This window comes from Pseudomonas sp. KCJK9016, assembly GCF_046231795.1.
Classification (GTDB): domain Bacteria; phylum Pseudomonadota; class Gammaproteobacteria; order Pseudomonadales; family Pseudomonadaceae; genus Aquipseudomonas; species Aquipseudomonas bananamidigenes.
Map to the genome: position 1 here is coordinate 14637 of NZ_JBJJMM010000045.1, position 17438 is coordinate 32074.

Consider the following 17438-nt stretch of genomic DNA (forward strand, 5'->3'; position numbering starts at 1 on the left):
GGTTGCGCAGGTAAAACGAGATGAACCGGATACGGATACGCCATTGCGCGTATTTTCTTTGTGCGATCATGCTGACGTTGACGACGGCCTGCTCCAGCAAGGCTCGATACGCGACCGTGGGTGATCGCTGCTATGCCAAAGCGGTGCCGACGATGGGCGAGGGTGGCCTGGCCTGGGGACAGACCCTGGGCCAGGCACAGAAAAAATCCATGGATAACTGCATGCGCTACGCCGGCCGCTCCGGCGGAACGCCCGGTACTTGTCAGGTGGTGTTGGCCAAGTGCAAAAATTAACAGGGCGGTATAGCCGCCCACGCCACATCGACCGAAAAGGACTTCAGTGAATCTTCATCTTGAAATCGAGCGGATTTTTACCGACCAGGCCTTCGCAAGGCCCCTGTTTTATTCCTGCCCGGGAGGACTGCGTTTCGAACTCTCCGAAACCGGAGGAATGATCGAACAGTTCCTGTTGGCCTTGCGAAAATCGACCGAGATCTGCACCGACATTTTCAGTGACGAGCCCACGCTGGTGACGTGCCTGCGCTTTCACTCCGGCGGCCAGCGATTTGCCCATCGAGCGTTGCTTCAGTCCGTTCGATCTGCAGGTATCGAGATACCTGCAGAACGCTCGATCTGGAGTGAACGCACCGATCCGGACGACTGGTTCTGCGAAAGCGAGCCCGAGTACTGGATCAACCTCGCTTTCGAAGTGCCCGCAAGGATGCTTCAGGCATTGCTCTGGTGCGCACTGGCCACGGATTTTGGTGCGATTGCGCCGAATCCGCGTTGCGCGGTCTACCTGTTCAATCTGAAGGCCGGAGTGATGGTTTTCCCTTACGACGACCGAGGGATGGACGTGGTCGGACCCAATAAGAATCTGCTTTCAAGGCTGTACCACCGGCATCATGCGTATCTTCTCGATTACGACCGGCCCGCGATGGATGCTGACTTCGCGGGCACTGTCTGAGATTGGCCCTGATCCTTTGATGCCGTTCAGTCAGGATCGCGGGTTCTGGTCTCGACAAAAAACAAAATCACCATGTGTTTACTTCGTTCCTTAATGCGTCGCAGTTCTCACTGCCCGTATCTGTCTGTCTGGAGTTCTCGATGCCCTCGCTCAAAACACTGCCCGCTGCATTGCTGGGGCTGGCCCTTGCCTGTCCGGTCGAAGCCGAGTCTCAGGGCATGGAGTTGGGGCAGGTGCTGATCGGAGCCGAAGAACAGAGCGGCGAAGACCTTTCGGTGCAGGAGGCGAAGTCCCGGCTCACGCAAGTCCCCGGCGCGACCAATGTGGTCGACATGCGTACGCCTTTGCAGGGGCGGGTGGCGAGCAATCAGGATGTGCTGGCGTATCAGCCGGGTGTATACGCGCAGTCGGCGGGCAACGAAGGGGTGAAGGTCTCGATACGTGGCTCGGGCATCAATCGCGCTCCCGGTGCCCATGCTTCCGGGCTGTACACAATGCTCGACGGTCTGCCGCTGACCGGCCCCGGCGGTACGCCTTATGAATTACTGGAGCCACTGTGGCTCGACCATGTGGAAGTGTTGCGCGGTGCCAACGGTTTTGATCGTGGTGCGCTGGCGTTGGGTGGGGCGGTCGATTACGTCAGCCACACCGGCTACAACGCGCCGCTTTTGAACGTGCGCTACGTCATGGGCAGCCACGGTTATGCCCAGCGGCAAGTCAGTTCGGGCCAGGTGCTCGGCGATTTCGATTACTACCTGTCGATGACCGATGCGCACTCCGACGGTTATCAGGATCACACCGCGAGCAAGAGCCAGGGCGTGATTGCCAACTTCGGTTATCGCTTCAGTCCGGACCTGGAAACCCGTTTCTACATCCGTCATCGCGAGACCGACAACGACCTCGCCGGGCGCGTGACCAAGCATTCCATCGAACACGATCCGCGCGCGGCCAATCCGGCCTACGTGACCCGCAACGACAGCCGCGACCAGCCCGGCAGCACCTTCATCGGCAACAAGACCACGTATTACATCGACGACGATTCGAGCATCCAGACCGGTCTGGTCTATCACGATTACCCGATGGACCTGCGCGAAGGCCCGAACCGCCTGAAGGTGGCTTACACCGATGTCAGTGGCACGTTCGACTACAAGCGCCGCGACACCCTCTGGGGGCGCGAAAGCCGCAGCACGGTCGGCCTGCGGGTGACCAAACACCTGCCCAACGACGGTGCCAGCGAAATGGTGCGGATCCCCACCGGCAACACCGCCGGTTATGCGCCAGGCACGCATATGCGCAACTTTACTTATCAAGGCTCGGACACCGTCTTGCACGTCGGCAACGACCTGGAAATCGCCGACGACCTGTGGCTGACCACCGGCCTCGCCGCGATCTACACCCGCCGTGAAAGTGCCGTGACCTATCCCGACGGTGGCGGCAAGACCAGCCTCGGTGACTGGGACTACGCGCCACGCCTGGGCCTGCGTTATCAGGTGACGCCGAACCTGCAACTGTTCGGCAACCTCAGTCGCTCGGTCGAAGCGCCGCATCCGTGGTCGCTGATCTACAGCTCCAACGTTCGCTTTCCGACCGGCAGCGGCGCCGCCACCGGCACCCAACGTGATCCGGTCAAACTGCAGAACCAGACCGCGACCACCCTGGAGCTCGGCGGTCGCGGCGACAGCGCACTCGGCGAATGGAGCCTGGCCTGGTACTACGCCCAGGTGCGCCACGAATTGCTCTCGGTTTTACCGGACGCCAACGCCACCACACCTTATGAACTCAACGCCAGCCCGACCGTGCACCAAGGTGTTGAAGCCAGCCTCAACAGCAACCTGTGGTCAGCGGACGACGGCGGCAAGTTGAGCCTGCGTCAGGCCTACACCTTCAGCGACTTCCACTACCGCGACGACGACCGCTTCGGCGACAACCGCCTGCCGGGTCTGCCGATGCATTACTACCAGGGCGAGCTGCGCTACGACTTCCCGCAGGGTTTCTTCGCTGCCGTCAACACGCAACTGGTGTCGAAAGTCGCGGTGGATTACGCCAACAGCTACTACGCCGACCCTTACGCCACCTTCGGTGCCACACTGGGCTACAACGCACCCAAGGGTGACTGGCAGACCTGGCTGGACATGCGCAACCTGACCGACAAGCACTACGCCGCCACGGTCACGCCGGGCTATGACGACAAGGGACTGGATGCGGCGCGATCAACGCCGGGTGAGGGGATGGCGATGTATGTCGGGGTGTCGTGGAGTCTGCGTTGAGCTGTGTCGGATCGGGCCTAAGCTAATGAGAAAAGGGTATTTGTCCGGTGTTTTTAATATCGTTTAGTTTTGTTTCATAGACGAATCAAAAGCATCAAACCGACAGACCGCCGATTGCCATGACGGCACACGCTGAATCGATCACAGGCTCTTCAGGTTTGATTCACACGGGAGTGAATCATGCCGCATACCTTGGACATCACCGCATTACCGACCCTTGATCTGTCGCAGCTCGACGGTACGCCGCAGCAGCGCCAGGCCTTTCTCGATGATTTGCGCCACGCCGCCCGCGATGTCGGGTTCTTTTACCTGACCGGTCATGGCATCGACGCCGATCTACTCAGGCAGGTGCAGGACCACGCCCGCCAATTCTTTGCCTTGCCCGACAGCGAGAAAACCGCCGTCGGCATGATCAATTCGCCGCACTTTCGCGGCTACAACCGTGCCGCCTCGGAGATCACTCGCGGCCAGCCGGATCAGCGTGAACAGTTTGACTTGGGTGCCGAGCGTGAGGTCTTGCCGCTGACGGCTGACAGCCCACTGTGGGCGCGTCTGCAAGGGCCCAATCAATGGCCGCAAGCCTTGCCGCAACTCAAGCCGCTGCTGCTCGACTGGCAGCAAGCGATGACCCACATGTCGCTGCGCCTGCTGCGTGCCTTTGCCCAGGCACTCGCACTGCCAGAGAACGCCTTCGACCGGTTGTACGGCGACAAACCCAACGAACACATCAAGCTGATGCGCTATCCGGGGCAGTCCTCGACGGCGAGCAATCAGGGCGTCGGCGCACACAAGGATTCGGGTTTCCTCAGCTTTCTGTTGCAAGACCAGCAGGCAGGGCTGCAAGTGGAAATCGAAGAGGGGCGCTGGATCGATGCGTTGCCACGGGACAACACGCTGGTGGTGAACATCGGCGAATTGCTGGAACTGGCCACCAACGGTTATCTGCGCGCCACGGTGCATCGCGTGGTCTCGCCGCCCGAGGGCAGCGAGCGCTTGTCCATTGCGTTTTTTCTCGGTGCCCAGCTGGACGCCGTGGTGCCGCTGTACCCGCTGCCGGCAGTGTTACTGCGCGAAGCCCGGGGCCCGGCGAGCGATCCGCTCAACCCGTTGTTCCGCGATGTTGGCTGGAACTACCTCAAAGGGCGGCTGCGCTCGCATCCCGATGTCGCACGGCGGTTTTATGCCGACGCGCTGCTACCTGAAACCGCGATCCGCAAGGTCGCCAATGCCTGACTCATCACTCGCAAAAGGATTCCTCTCATGTTGAAAGCAGCAGGTTTGACCCTGGCCGTCTTCGGTGCGCTGGTGACTTCGTTCGGCGCGCAGGCGCTGGAACCATTGCGGGTAGCGGCTGACCCGGTGCCCCACGCGCAGATCCTGGCCTACATCCAGAAAATCGATCCGCAACTGAACCTCAAGGTGATCGAAATCCCCCAGGGCGTGAATTCCAACGAGCTGCTGGTGCACGGCGATGTGGACGCCAACTACTTCCAGCATCTGCCGTACCTGCTTTCCCAGGAGAAGGCCCTCGGTGAAAAACTTGCGGTGGCCGCCACGGTGCATATCGAACCGCTGGGGATCTATTCCCACCGCCACAAAACCTTCGCCCAGGTGCCGGACAAAGGCACGGTGGCGGTGCCCAACAACGTGACCAATCTGAGCCGCGCGCTGTACCTGCTGCAGGACAACGGCCTGATAAAGCTCAAGCCCGGTTTCAATGACCCGGCCGCCGATCAGGCAACGCCCAAGGACATCGCCGAGAACCCGAAACACCTGAAGATCCTCGAAATCGAATCGCCGCAACTGCCCCGTGCGCTGGATGACGTGGACCTGGCGGTGATCAACGGCAACTACGCACTGGAAGCCGGGCTGGTGCCGGCCAGGGATGCGCTGGGGCTGGAGAAGCCTGAGCACAACCCTTACGCCAATATTCTGGTGACCACGCCGAAACTGGAAAACGATCCGCGCATTCAGCAACTGGCGAAAGACCTGACTTCACCGCCGGTGGCCCAGTACATCACCGAGCACTTCAAGGGCTCGGTGATCCCGGTGGCGGATGCCAGACCATGATCGTCATCGAGCAGTTGAGCAAGACGTATCCATCAGCGTCGACAGCGGCGCTGGACCGGGTATCCCTGAGCATTCCCGATGGCGCGATCTACGGCATTCTCGGGCGCAGCGGTGCGGGCAAGTCGACATTGCTGCGCTGCCTCAATCTGCTCGAACGTCCGGATGCCGGGCGCATTCTGCTGGATGGCGAAGACCTCACGGCGTTGTCCGACAGTGAACTGCGCCGCCAGCGTCAACGCATCGGCATGATCTTCCAGGGCTTCAATCTGCTGCATTCGCGCAATGTATTCGACAACGTCGCGGTGCCGCTGGAAATCGCTAAAGTCGCCAAACCCCAACGTCATGAACGGGTTCGGGAACTGCTGGATCTGGTGGGCCTGAGCGACAAGGCCCAAGCCTTTCCTTCACAGCTTTCCGGTGGCCAGAAACAACGGGTGGGCATCGCCCGGGCCTTGGCGGCGCGACCGGCGTATTTGCTGTCGGACGAAGCCACCAGCGCCCTCGACCCGGAAACCACTGCGTCGATTCTGCAGCTGCTGCGCGACATCAATCGTCAGCTCGGTCTGACCATCGTGCTGATTACCCATGAGCTGGACGTGGTGCGCTCGATTTGCGATCACGCCGCCTCGTTGGCCAAGGGTCGATTGGTGGAAGCGGGGCCGGTCGCCAGATTGCAGGCGACGCCGGATTCCGCGCTCGGTGCCGCGCTGCGGCCCAGTTGCGGTTTGCCGCTGGGTCACGACGCGCCGGGACTGAGTTTTCTGCGGCAATACGGTGTACGGGCGGCCCACTCATGAACCGAACCGTCGACTGGAACGAAATCCTGCAACTGGTGTTCAACGCCACCGGCGAAACCCTGTACATGGTGTTGTTGGCAGGGCTCTTCACCTTGCTGATCGGCCTGCCGCTGGGTGTGTTGCTGTTTATCAGCCGTCGTCAGGGTTTGTATCCGTTGCCCCGGCTCAATCAGGCACTGGGCGCGGTCATCAACCTGGGGCGTTCACTGCCGTTCGTGGTGATGCTGATTGCCCTGATCCCGCTGACCCGTCTGGTGGTCGGCACCACATTGGGCAGCACCGCCGCCGTGGTGCCGATCACCATCGGGGCGTTTCCGTTTTTTGCGCGGATTGTCGAGAACGCCCTGGACGAAGTGGAAAAGGGCCGGATCGAAGCCATCCTCGCCATGGGCGGCGACATCCATCATGTGATTTTCAAAGTGCTGTTGCCCGAAGCACTGCCGGCCCTGCTGGCGGGGGTCACCCTGACGCTGGTGATGCTGATCGGTTTTTCCTCCATGGCCGGTGTCATCGGTGGTGGTGGACTGGGCGATCTGGCGATCCGCTACGGCTACCAGCGCTTCAACAATGAAGTGATGGTCGCCACCGTGGTGGTGCTGGTCATGCTCGTGCAGGGTGTGCAAAGCCTGGGCGACCGGCTGGTGCGGTCGCTGGCTCATCGACGTTGAATGCGGTTGCAGGCTTACTGCTTGAGGGGAGTGACGATGGAAGTTTCGTCGCTGTCGAGGACGAACACCGCCAGCAGGCGCGCAGGTTCGGTGTCGCTGGCGTTGGCGCTGACCAGATGCACGGAGCCTGGCTCCTCGACGAAGTTTTCGCCGACGTGGTAGATCTTTTCCGGCTCGCCCTTGACCTTGATGCGAAACGAACCTTCCAGCACCGTGGCGTAGATGAAGGCAGTCTTCGGATGGGTATGGGACGGTGATGCCGCTCCGGGTCCGTACTCGACGACCACCCCCCGCATGCTTTTGCCGGGGATGTTGGGAATCGGCCGATCAAAGACCACCGAAACCTTGCCGGCAGGCGGCTCGGCGGCCGAGACAGCGCTGATCGACAGCGCTGCGAATGCCGCGCTCAACAGAAATCGGGTAACCATGGGATGTCTCCTTGGCAGTCAGGAAGTGGAATGGCCTGAGTGACTATCGAGCCGACGAGCGAGCGATCCAGTTTTCAAAACGGATGGCCCCCAGACGCGAATCTTTGCCGGTGACCAGCGACTGATCGTCAAGCAGCGTCCCGAAGTAACGTGCGTGCACGTCCGGTACGACTTTGCGGTTGTCGTGACTTGCTTGCAGATAACGTCGGGCCAGTTCGTCCAGCGGCAGCGCCTCGGGCCCGCCGACATCCACCGAGCCGTTGAGCGGGGGCGCCAGAACGACGTCGAGTAACGCTGCGACCACATCGTCAGAGGCGATCGGTTGAATCAGCGCCGGAGGTACGCGAAGTTCATCGGCAACCGCAAAGGACTCGGCGATGCCGCCGACAAATTCGAAAAACTGTGTGGCCCGCAGGATCGAATAAGGCTGACCGGACGCCTTGATCAGGCTTTCCTGGGCCACCTTGGCGCGCATATAGCCAGACTCGGGCAACCGTTCACAACCGACAATCGACAACGCGACGTGATGGCGCACCCCGGCAGCCGCTTCGGCCGCCAGCAGGTTACGGCTGGACGTCTCGAAGAAATCGAGAACGGCCTGGTCCTCCCACGACGGCGCATTCGCGACGTCGACCACCACATCGGTGCCGTCCATCGCGGCCGCCAGCCCTTCGCGGGTGATGCTGTTGACGCCCGTGCTCGGGCTGGCGGCGAGCACGTCATGGCCGCGCTCGCGCAGAAGGGTCACCAGTTTCGAGCCGATGAGGCCGGAGCCTCCGATTACGACAATCTTCATGGGTCTCTCTCCTTGATGACGCCAACCATTGGCGTCGATGGAATGGAGAGTGCCGGTGCGGGGGAGGGAAGTCCTTGGGATGACCTTGAGTTTGCCTTGTCGAACCCTTGCATTTTTGTCCAGCCGGCGTTGCAAACTGGAGACAGTGGCGTGTTCACGGCAGGCGTATTATCGTTCTCGACCTCTCATCCTCTGCCGCCCCGAACACGGAGTCGAAGGCGCCTCGTCAAGGGACGTTCGCTGTGCCATTCAGGTTTGAAGACTATGTACTTGATCAAGAGCGTCGCGAGCTGACCTTGCGCGGGCAGGTCGTGCCCATCAGCCCGCAGGTCTTCGATCTGTTGCTGCTGTTCGTCAACAATCCTGACCGTGTGCTGAGCAAGGATGCTTTGCTGGGCACGGTATGGAGCGGCCGCATCGTTTCCGAATCGACCATCACCAGCCATATCAACGCCGTGCGCAAGGCCATCGGCGATACCGGCGAGGAGCAGCGCCTGCTGCGCACGGTCGCCCGCAAGGGCTACCGCTTTGTTGGCCGGGTCGATGCGCGCATGACCGGATCGGTGCCGGATCCCGTCGAACGCCCGATCGCCGCTACGAAACCAGCCGCTTCCGGCGCCCCGGTGCTGCCGGAAAAACCCTCGATCATCGTCCTGCCATTCCTCAATCTCAGCGGCGACTCCGAGCAGGACTACTTTGCCGATGGTGTCGTGGAGGACATCATCGCCGCGTTGTCACGTCTGCGCTGGTTGTTCGTCATTGCGCGCAATTCGAGCTTCACGTTCAAGGGCCGGGCGGTGGACGCCCAAGGGGTCGGGCAGGAACTGGGCGTGCGCTATGTGCTGGAAGGCAGTGTGCGCAAATGCGCAAATCGGGTGCGCATCACCGGGCAACTGATCGACGCAACCAGCGGTGCCCACATCTGGGCCGAGCGTTTCGAGGGCACCCTCGACGATATCTTCGCGCTGCAGGATCAGATCACCGAAAGCGTCGTCGGCGCCATCGCGCCCCAACTGGAACGTGTGGAGATCGAGCGCGCCAAACGCAAGCCGACGGAGAGCCTGGACGCCTACGATTATTACCTGCGGGCCATGGCAAAACTGCACAGCGGCAATCAGGAGGCCGTCGACCAGGCGCTGCCGATGTTCTACAAGACCCTCGAACTCGATCCTGAATTCGCATCGGCCTATGGCATGGCTGCCTGGTGCCACTTCTGGCGCAAGCTCAATGGCTGGATGGTGGATCGACCGGCCGAGATCGCCGAGGGTATTCGTCTGGCGCGCCTGGCGGTCACGCTCGGTCGCGATGACGCGGTGGCGTTGACTCGGGGCGGACATGCCCTTGCGCACCTGGCCGGTGATGTGGACGGTGGCATTGCCTTGCTCGACCGCGCACGCCTGCTCAATCCCAATCTCGCGCCCGCGTGGTTTCTTGGCGGGATCCTGCGTGCGCTTCGTGGTGAAGCCGCGGCTGCCATCAAGGACTTGAGCCATGCCGCCCGCTTGAGCCCGCTGGATCCGGAAATGTTCAGGATGCACGTCGGCATGGCCCTCGCGCATTTCTTGGCCGAGGATTTCGATAGCGCCGCAGAGTTCGCCGAAAAGGCCCTGGGCAATCTGCCCACGTTGTTGGTGGCAGCGGTGTTGCTGACTGCCAGTCATGCCTTGGGCGGCCGTGTTGAAAAGGCCCGCCAGGCAATGTTGCGTTTGCAGGCGATGAACCCTGCGCTGCGTCTTGGCTACCTTGAAGACTGGCTGCCGATTCAACGCCCCGAAGATTTCACCCGCTTGATTGAGGGGCTTCGACTGGCAGGACTGCCTGAGTGAGCGCTTGAACAGACACGCTCCGTGCACGGCTGCAGTGAACCTAAGCTAATGCAAAAACGGTATTTGTTTGTTGTTTTTAAGATCGTTTAGCTTTTACCGACCAACCCATCAGAACTTCAAACGATAGAACCCTCGATTGCCATGACGGCGCGCGCTGAATCGATCAAAGGCTCTGCAAACATTTCTTGATGACGGGCGCCATGACCTGGCCTGTCAACGATAAGGATGTGTATGAGTGCGCCTGTCGCCGCGGCCCGCGAGCCGCTGATTCGTGTGCGTCAACTGAGCAAGGCCTTTGGCTCGAACCGCGCGCTGGACCAGGTCAGCCTGGAGCTCTTTCCCGCCGAAGTGGTGGCGCTGCTGGGCGCCAACGGTGCGGGCAAATCGACGCTGGTGAAGATCCTCGCCGGCAGTCAGTCGGCCGACAGCGGCGAGATTCAGGTCGACGCTCAGCCTTGGCAATTCAACTCGCCACTGTCGGCACGCCGTGTCGGCATCGTCGCGGTCCATCAGCAGATCAACGAAGGCATCGCACCCGGATTGAGCGTGGCGGAAAATCTGCTGCTCGATGAACTGTGCCGCCCGGACGGTGACTTCTGGCTCAACCGCAAACGACTGCTGGAGCGTGCGGCGAACATCGCCGCCGGGCTCGGTCTGGTGCTGCCGCTGGAGCAACCGATCGAGCATCTCGGTCTGGCTGAACGGCAACTGGTGGTACTGGCGCGGGCCTTTGCCCTGAAGCCACGGTTGCTGATTCTCGACGAGCCCACGGCGGCGCTGTCGGACGCCGAGGCCCGGCGTCTGTTCACGCTGATCGACACACTGCGCAGCCGCGGAGTGGCCATTCTGTACATCTCCCATCGGCTGTCCGATCTGCAACGGGTGGCCGACCGCGCCATCGTTTTGCGAGACGGGCAACTGGCCGGCGAGTTCAGTGCCCGGCAATTGCCTCAGGCGCTGGAAGCCATGCTCGGCCAGGCATTGGAGACGCATGTCTACACGCCGCGAGCTGCAGGGCACGAAGTGTTGAAACTGCGCGGCGTGAAACTGTTGCCGCGCACGCAAGCCTTTGACCTGACCTTGCACGAAGGCGAAGTGGTGGTGCTGACCGGGCTGCTCGGCGCCGGCAAAAGCGAGATCGCCGAAGTGCTGTTCGGTCTGCGCCAACCCTTGTGCGGCTCGTTGCAACTGGATGGCGTCGACTGGCAACCGGGCTCGCCACGTCAGGCGATCCAGAGCGGCGTGTTCTTCGCCGCCGAGGACCGCGCCGGCCAGTCGCTGGTGCCGGATTTCTCCCTGCGCCGCACCCTGACCTTGCCGTTTCTCGAACGCTTTACCCGTGGCGGCTTCATCCGCAACCGTGCCGAAGCGGCAGCGGTGCAGGCGCAAGTCGCGGCGCTGGGGGTCAAGGCCGCTGGCATCGACGTGCCGATGAGTGCGCTGTCCGGCGGCAATCAACAGAAGGTCGTGCTCGGTCGCTGGCTGCTCGGCGAGGGCAGGGTGCTGATTCTCGATGAGCCGTTTCAGGGCGTCGATGTACGCGCCCGACGCGAAATCGGCCAGTTGCTGCGCGACACGGCCGATGGCCGCGCCACGTTGGTGATCTGTGCCGATGTCGATGAAGCGCTGGAGATTGCCGACCGGGTTCTGCTGGTGCGCGATCACGCGGTGGTCGCCGAGTACCCGCGTGCGGGGCTGGATCGCGCCGTTGTGGTCGCTGCGATGGCCGGCACCGAAACGGAAAATTCTTTTGTTCACGTCGCGCCAAGGAGTAGAGCGAGTGCCTGATTCAAGTTCCCTGTTGTCATCGGCCCCGGCGATTTCCGAGCGCTTCGTGCAAGCGTTGATCCGTTACGGCCTGCTGTGGTTGCTGGCGTTGATCGTGGTGTTTTTCAGCGTGGCGGAGCCGGCGTTCGTGCGGGTCGGCAACCTGTTCAGCATCCTGCAGTCGGTGTCGATTGTCGCGCTGCTGGCGCTGGGCGTGACCCTGACCATGGCTGTCGGTGGGCTGGATCTTTCGATTGGTGCGGTGGCCGCCATGAGCCTGATGATCGCCAGTTACGTGATGGTGGTACTCTGCTGGGGCGCGGTGCCGGCGGTGCTGATCAGTCTGGCGGGCGGTGCGTTGGTCGGGCTGCTCAACGGCTGGCTGATCGTGAAGTTGCGCGTGCCGGACATTCTCGCGACGCTGGGCAGCATGTTCCTGGTAATCGGCGTGCAACTGATTCCCACGGGCGGGCGCTCGATTGCGGTGGGCATGACCCTGCCCAATGGCGACGAAACCGAAGGCTCGTTCAGTGCGCTGTTTCTCGCGCTCGGCCGTGGGCGGCTGTGGGACGTCGTGCCGATTCCGGTATTGATCACGGCGGTTGTCGCGCTGGCGGTGTGGCTGTTTCTCGAACGCACGCGCATCGGTCGGCTGTTTTACGCGATTGGCGGTAACGAGCAGGCGGCGCATCTGGCGGGGGCACCCGTGCAGCGCTTCAAACTGCTTGCTTACGTGCTCTCGGCGTTGTTGGCCTCGCTGGGCGGCGTGTTGTTGGCGGCGCGGTTGGGACGGGGTGATGTCAGCTCGGGCAACGGCCTGGTGCTGGATGCACTCGGTGCTGCGCTGATTGGTTTTGCCGTGCTTGGGGCGAGGAAGCCCAACGCGTTCGGCACCCTGGTCGGCGCGCTGCTGGTGGCGTCGTTGCTCAACGGCCTGACCATGCTCAACGCGCCGTATTACGCACAGGATTTCGTCAAGGGACTGGTGCTGGTGCTGGCCCTGATGTTCACCTTCGGCCTCGCGCATCGGGCGCGCTGAGCCGGTTCATTGATGCTTCAAGGAACGATCCATGCACGGTTCAATCAAGCAGTTCGCACGCCATTGCCTCACCGGCGCCTTGCTTTCGGCTCTGGCGCTCAATGCCCAGGCCAAAGCCTTGCCGGGTGCACCGGCGCCGTTCGATAAAGGTCAGGTACAGATCGCGCTGGTGGGTTATCTGTTTTCCGGGGATTTCCCCGAAGCCTACCTGCGCGGTGTCGAGAAACAGACCGAAGCGCTGGGCGCCAATCTGCGCGTATTCGATGCCCGGCAACAGGCGGCCAGTCAGGGTGAGATGATCGATCAGGCGGCCGACCTCGGTGTCGACGGCATCATTGTGCAACTGGGTCTTGCCGAAACACTCAAGGGGCCGATTGACCGGGCGCTCGCCAAGGGCATCAAGGTCGTTGCCTTCGACGTCGATCTGAACACGCCGCAGGTGACCCAGGTCGAGCAGGATCACCACGCGCTGGCGCGGCTGGCGCTGGATCAGGCGGTGAAGGACAACGGCACTCGCTTCGATGCCGGGTACGTCTACATCAGCGGTTTCACGCCGATGGAGCGCCGCGACGAGATCTGGAGCCAGGTCAAAAAGAACAATCCGGGGATCATCGAGAAGGCACGGTTCGGCACGCTCAATCCGCCGATTGCCAACTCCGTGGCCGATCAGGCCAGCGCCGTGCTGCGGGCCAATCCGGGGATCAGCGTGATCTTCGCGCCGTTCGACGAGTTCGCCAAAGGCGCGAAGATCGCCGTGGACGAGGCCGGTCTGAGCCGCAAGGTTAAGATCTACAGCGCCGACATTTCCACCGCCGACATCCAGATCATGAAAGAGCCCGACAGCGCCTGGGCGGCGACGGCGGCGGTCAACCCGCAAGTGGCCGGTGCGATCAGCGTGCGCAGCCTGGCGCTGCTGATCGCCGGAGAGAATCCGGGCCAGAAGGTGCTGGTGCCGCCGACCCTGATTACCCGCCAGCAGTTGCTGGATCTGGATGTGAAAAACGTCCGCGATCTGGGGCAGAAACTGCCGTCCTTCGGTGACACCGCCAACGTCGCGCGGGCGCCGTGGATACCTGTGGCGAACTGAAAATCCCAACACCCATAAAAACTGCAGCGGACATTGCCGTGCCTTGACTGACGACTCCTTTTTGTCGCCAGCGGCCGGGTATTGGCTGCGATAAAAGGAGCTGTCACATGATTCACCGTTCCCGTTCCCTACTGGCCGTCGCTGTTGTCGGTGCGATCTGGCAACTGCCGGCGCATGCCGAGGACACGTCAACCCGCGTCGACGATGACACACGGCTGGGCACCGTGCTGGTCACCGGCACCCGAGGCACCGCGCGTACCGTACTGGATTCGCCAGTGCCGGTGGATGTGCTGACCGCCGAAGACCTGAAATCCACCGGTGCCGCCGATGGTGAGCTGGGCGCGGCGTTGCAGACACTGCTGCCGTCGTTCAGCCTGCCGCGTCAGTCCAACTCCGGCGGTGCCGACCATGTGCGCGCCGCACAACTGCGTGGCATGAGTCCGGACCAGGTGCTGGTGCTGGTCAACGGCAAGCGCCGGCACACCTCGGCGGTGGTCAACGACTCGTCGAAAATCGGTCGCGGCACCGCGCCGGTGGACTTCAACTCGATCCCGATCAGCGCGATCAAGCGCATCGAAGTGCTGCGTGACGGTGCCGGTGCGCAATATGTCTCCGACGCGATTGCCGGGGTGATCAACATCATCCTCGACGACGCTCCCGAGGGCGGCGAAGTGTCCACCAGTTACGGCGCCTACCACACCCATCAGGACGCCATCGGCAGAACCACCACCGATGGCCAGAACAGCGTGACCACCGCCAAGATCGGCACACGGCTGGGCGAGGAGGGCGGCTTTATTCGTGGCGGTACCGAGTACAAGAATCGCAACCCGACCAACCGCGCCGGTTTCGACGGCTTTGCCGACACCCCTGGCCAGCGCAACTATGTGATGGGCGACGGTCTGGCGCGGGATGTGAACCTGTGGTTCAACGGTGAATTGCCACTGGCGGGTGGCAAGGCCTACAGCTTCGGCACCTACAACCAGCGCCATACCACTGGCGCCGAGTTCTATCGCTACCCGTCAGAGCAACCGCAGTTCTATCCCAACGGCTATCTGCCGCAGTCCCTTGGCGACAACACCGACATCTCCGCCACCGCCGGATTCAAAGGCCTGATCGGCGACGATTGGGACTTCGACAGCAGCCTCACCCACGGTCGCAACCGCTTCGAATCGGCCACCCGTCGCACCCTCAACGTCAGCCTCGGCGCGGACTCGCCGACCCGCTTCGACACGGGGGATTATGAGCTGCGCCAAACCACCGCCAACCTGGATTTCAGCCGCGAACTGCGCCTCGGTGGCCGTTCGTTCGTGCTGGCCCTGGGGGGCGAATATCGCTATGAGAACTACCTGACCTTTGCCGGTGACGAGGCTTCTTACATCGGCTCCGGGGCCGACGGCGCCAACGGTTTGCGCCCGAGCGAAGAGTCGGATCTGGACCGCAATGTGTTCGGCACCTATGCCGAATTGTCCGGGGATCTCAGCGACCGTTTCTTCGTCGACGCCGCCACCCGCTGGGAACATTACGACGACGCCGGCAGCAAACTCACCGGCAAACTCAGCGGTCGCTACAAGCTGACCGATCAGTGGGCCGTGCGCGGCGCGGTGTCGAACAACTTCCGTGCACCTTCGCTGGCGCAAAGCGGCTTCCAGAACACCACCAGCAACTTCGGCGAGGGCGGCACGCTCACCGATATCCGTGTGCTGTCGGTCAACGACCCGATTGCCCGGGCACTGGGGGCGCAGAAGCTCGATCCGGAAACCTCGAACAACTACAGCCTCGGCCTGACGTTCCAGTTGAATGAGCGTTTCGACGCCTCCCTCGATGTGTTCCGCATCGACGTCAAGGACCGCATCACACTGTCCCAGCGCATCGGCAGCGACGCGCTGGAAAGTTACATCAATGACAACTTCGGCGTGCCGGGCGTGCACGACGTCAACTTCTTCACCAACGCCGCCGACACCAGCACCCACGGTGCGGAACTGGTGCTCAACTACCATCAGCCGTTCTACGAAGGGCAACTGGGCCTGACCACTGCGTACACCTACAACCACACCAAGGTCACCAGCACCAAGGGCACGCCGTCGCAACTGACTGCGCTGGGGATCGGCAACGATGCGCTAGTGGGCGTCGAGGAAACCAACACCCTGACGGATGCGGCACCCAAGGATCGCTTCGTGTTTTCCGCCAACTGGGTCAGCGAACACTGGGGCTTGCTCGGGCGCCTGACCCGACAGGGCGAGACCACTCGTGTGTTCGATTTCGGCGATTCGCAGCCCGAGCAAACCTATGGCGCGGTGTGGCAACTGGATGCCGAGGTGACCTACAAATTCACCCCGAAATTCAACATTGCCCTGGGCGGCAACAACCTGACCGACAACTACCCGGAGCGCTCCGGCTCGGCCATCAACTACGGCGGCAACCTGCCGTACGACGTGCTGTCGCCGATCGGCACCAACGGCGCTTACTACTACGCCCGCGCCACTTATGGCTTCTGAGATTTGCCGCCATGGATGGCGGACCCTCTGCAGGATCACGCATGAGTAAAACCAACGGCCCCCAACGCCATCTGCCGGTATTCCAGGCCTTGCTGATTACGCTGGGCATGGTCATCACCACCGACATCCTCAAAACCGCGCCGACCGTTGCCTTGAACGTCGGGCCGGAACATTTCTATTGGGTCTGGGTCCTCGGCGGACTGGCTTCGATGGCCGGGGCCCTGTGTTTTGCCGAGATGGCCACCGCGTTTCCGCATCCGGGCGGTGACTATCACTTCCTGCGTACCGCTTATGGCGAGCGCATGGGTTTTCTTTTTGCCTGGTCGCGGTTTTCGGTGATGCACACCGGATGGATCGCGCTTTCGGCATTCATGTTTGCCGACTACTTCAACGCGGTTTTTCCGCTGGGGGCGTACGGATCGGGGTTGTTTGCCAGCGCGATCATTATTGCATTGGTGGTGTTGAACCTGATGGGCAGGCACATCGGCTTCATCACCCAGACCGTGCTGGTCGGGCTGCTTGCCGTGGGTTTCCTGAGCATTGCCTGTGCCGGTGTGTGGCTGGTGTGGCAAGGCATCGAGCCGCTTGCGCCGAGTACGCCGGTCACGCCTGAGCACACGGGCGCGGCAGGATTTTCCGCCGCGATGATCTTCGTGTTTCTGGCCTTTGGCGGCTGGAGCGATGCGGCGACGTTGTCGGCGGAAGTGCGCGATGGCCGGCGCGGCATCTTCATTGCCATGCTCGGTGCACTGACAGCGCTGATGGCGATCTATCTGGCGCTGAACTGGGCGTTTGTCCAAGGGTTAGGATTCGAGGGGCTGGCGGCGAGCAATGCGCCGGCGGTTGAGTTGTTGAACCGTGCATCCGGGGCGCCGGGGGTGATGCTGATCCTGCTGATGGTCGGTATCGCGGCCATCGCCACGATCAATTCGACCTTGCTGGTCGGCGCCCGCACCACCTTCGCCGCTGCCCGGGACGTGCCGCAACTGCGCCGCTTCGGTGAATGGGACGAGCGCGATGGCGTACCGCGCAAGGCGTTGCTGGCCGAGGGCGCGGTGGCGTTGCTGCTGGTGGTGTTCGGCAGTTTGACCCAGAGCGGTTTCAACACCATGGTCGAGTACCTGACACCGGTTTACTGGTTGTTTCTCAGTCTGAGCAGTCTGGCGTTGATTGTCCTGCGTCGGCGTTTTCCCGAAGTGCCACGGCCGGTCAGGGTGCCGCTTTATCCGATC

The 17438-nt window shown here is 62.1% G+C and carries 15 protein-coding genes; 13 read left to right on the forward strand and 2 right to left on the reverse strand.

From position 1 onward, the window contains the following. Positions 1–20: 20 nt before the first annotated feature. The 7 genes from ACK6BI_RS27035 to ACK6BI_RS27065 all read left to right on the forward strand — a co-directional run bounded on the left by ACK6BI_RS27035 (position 21) and on the right by ACK6BI_RS27065 (position 6768). On the forward strand, positions 21–293 hold the full coding sequence (locus tag ACK6BI_RS27035) for a hypothetical protein (protein WP_409319514.1): 273 nt from the start codon (positions 21–23) through the stop codon (positions 291–293). A 46-nt stretch (positions 294–339) separates the two neighbouring features. Continuing rightward, the gene (locus tag ACK6BI_RS27040) at positions 340–966 is read left to right on the forward strand and encodes a DUF3885 domain-containing protein (protein ID WP_409319515.1); all 627 of its coding nucleotides are present in this window, start codon (positions 340–342) and stop codon (positions 964–966) included. Between the two features lie 140 nt (positions 967–1106). Continuing rightward, entirely contained in the window at positions 1107–3233 is a 2127-nt protein-coding gene (locus ACK6BI_RS27045) for a TonB-dependent receptor family protein (RefSeq protein WP_409319516.1), read from the forward strand. Positions 3234–3413: 180 nt separating this feature from the next. Then, positions 3414–4466 (forward strand): isopenicillin N synthase family dioxygenase, encoded by a 1053-nt coding sequence (locus tag ACK6BI_RS27050; protein ID WP_409319517.1) that lies wholly within the window; start codon positions 3414–3416, stop codon positions 4464–4466. 27 nt (positions 4467–4493) lie between these two features. Further along, entirely contained in the window at positions 4494–5303 is an 810-nt protein-coding gene (locus tag ACK6BI_RS27055; protein WP_409319518.1) for a MetQ/NlpA family ABC transporter substrate-binding protein, read from the forward strand. Further along, complete coding sequence (locus tag ACK6BI_RS27060) at positions 5300–6100, forward strand: methionine ABC transporter ATP-binding protein (RefSeq protein ID WP_409319519.1); 801 nt, start codon at positions 5300–5302, stop codon at positions 6098–6100. Before ACK6BI_RS27055 ends, ACK6BI_RS27060 begins: the two co-directional genes overlap by 4 nt. Beyond that, on the forward strand, positions 6097–6768 hold the full coding sequence (locus tag ACK6BI_RS27065) for a methionine ABC transporter permease (RefSeq protein WP_409319520.1): 672 nt from the start codon (positions 6097–6099) through the stop codon (positions 6766–6768). Before ACK6BI_RS27060 ends, ACK6BI_RS27065 begins: the two co-directional genes overlap by 4 nt. Positions 6769–6782: 14 nt before the next feature. Here ACK6BI_RS27065 and ACK6BI_RS27070 read toward each other — a convergent pair whose 3' ends face one another. Both ACK6BI_RS27070 and ACK6BI_RS27075 read right to left on the reverse strand, forming a co-directional pair. Then, positions 6783–7196 carry a cupin domain-containing protein gene (locus tag ACK6BI_RS27070; RefSeq protein WP_409319521.1) on the reverse strand — a complete coding sequence of 138 codons (414 nt, stop codon included), beginning with the start codon at positions 7194–7196 and terminating at the stop codon, positions 6783–6785. 43 nt (positions 7197–7239) lie between these two features. Next, positions 7240–7992 carry an SDR family oxidoreductase gene (locus ACK6BI_RS27075; RefSeq protein WP_409319522.1) on the reverse strand — a complete coding sequence of 251 codons (753 nt, stop codon included), beginning with the start codon at positions 7990–7992 and terminating at the stop codon, positions 7240–7242. Between the two features lie 242 nt (positions 7993–8234). On the opposite strand from ACK6BI_RS27075, the gene ACK6BI_RS27080 reads away from it, so the two are divergent. The 6 genes from ACK6BI_RS27080 to ACK6BI_RS27105 form a co-directional block, all read left to right on the forward strand. Then, a complete protein-coding gene (locus ACK6BI_RS27080) occupies positions 8235–9818 on the forward strand; it encodes a winged helix-turn-helix domain-containing tetratricopeptide repeat protein (protein ID WP_409319523.1) in 1584 nt (527 codons plus the stop codon). 231 nt (positions 9819–10049) lie between these two features. Further along, positions 10050–11606 (forward strand): sugar ABC transporter ATP-binding protein, encoded by a 1557-nt coding sequence (locus ACK6BI_RS27085; RefSeq protein WP_409319524.1) that lies wholly within the window; start codon positions 10050–10052, stop codon positions 11604–11606. Beyond that, complete coding sequence (locus ACK6BI_RS27090; protein WP_409319525.1) at positions 11599–12624, forward strand: ABC transporter permease; 1026 nt, start codon at positions 11599–11601, stop codon at positions 12622–12624. The genes ACK6BI_RS27085 and ACK6BI_RS27090 overlap by 8 nt, the downstream gene beginning before the upstream one ends. Before the next feature lie 31 nt (positions 12625–12655). Next, positions 12656–13711, forward strand: a complete 1056-nt coding sequence (locus ACK6BI_RS27095) for a substrate-binding domain-containing protein (protein WP_409319526.1) — start codon at positions 12656–12658, stop codon at positions 13709–13711. A 107-nt stretch (positions 13712–13818) separates the two neighbouring features. Further along, complete coding sequence (locus ACK6BI_RS27100) at positions 13819–16206, forward strand: TonB-dependent receptor plug domain-containing protein (protein WP_409319527.1); 2388 nt, start codon at positions 13819–13821, stop codon at positions 16204–16206. 41 nt (positions 16207–16247) lie between these two features. Continuing rightward, positions 16248–17438, forward strand: a 1191-nt coding sequence (locus ACK6BI_RS27105; RefSeq protein ID WP_409319528.1) for an APC family permease, incomplete at its 3' end; no start/stop codon positions are given.

Coding starts and splice junctions, on each gene's coding strand:
- ACK6BI_RS27100 (WP_409319527.1), top strand. CDS start 13,819: ATGATTCACCGTTCCCGTTCCCTACTGGCCGTCGCTGTTGTCGGTGCG.
- ACK6BI_RS27055 (WP_409319518.1), top strand. CDS start 4,494: ATGTTGAAAGCAGCAGGTTTGACCCTGGCCGTCTTCGGTGCGCTGGTG.
- ACK6BI_RS27070 (WP_409319521.1), bottom strand. CDS start 7,196: ATGGTTACCCGATTTCTGTTGAGCGCGGCATTCGCAGCGCTGTCGATC.
- ACK6BI_RS27045 (WP_409319516.1), top strand. CDS start 1,107: ATGCCCTCGCTCAAAACACTGCCCGCTGCATTGCTGGGGCTGGCCCTT.
- ACK6BI_RS27075 (WP_409319522.1), bottom strand. CDS start 7,992: ATGAAGATTGTCGTAATCGGAGGCTCCGGCCTCATCGGCTCGAAACTG.
- ACK6BI_RS27035 (WP_409319514.1), top strand. CDS start 21: ATGAACCGGATACGGATACGCCATTGCGCGTATTTTCTTTGTGCGATC.
- ACK6BI_RS27085 (WP_409319524.1), top strand. CDS start 10,050: ATGAGTGCGCCTGTCGCCGCGGCCCGCGAGCCGCTGATTCGTGTGCGT.
- ACK6BI_RS27095 (WP_409319526.1), top strand. CDS start 12,656: ATGCACGGTTCAATCAAGCAGTTCGCACGCCATTGCCTCACCGGCGCC.
- ACK6BI_RS27060 (WP_409319519.1), top strand. CDS start 5,300: ATGATCGTCATCGAGCAGTTGAGCAAGACGTATCCATCAGCGTCGACA.
- ACK6BI_RS27050 (WP_409319517.1), top strand. CDS start 3,414: ATGCCGCATACCTTGGACATCACCGCATTACCGACCCTTGATCTGTCG.
- ACK6BI_RS27065 (WP_409319520.1), top strand. CDS start 6,097: ATGAACCGAACCGTCGACTGGAACGAAATCCTGCAACTGGTGTTCAAC.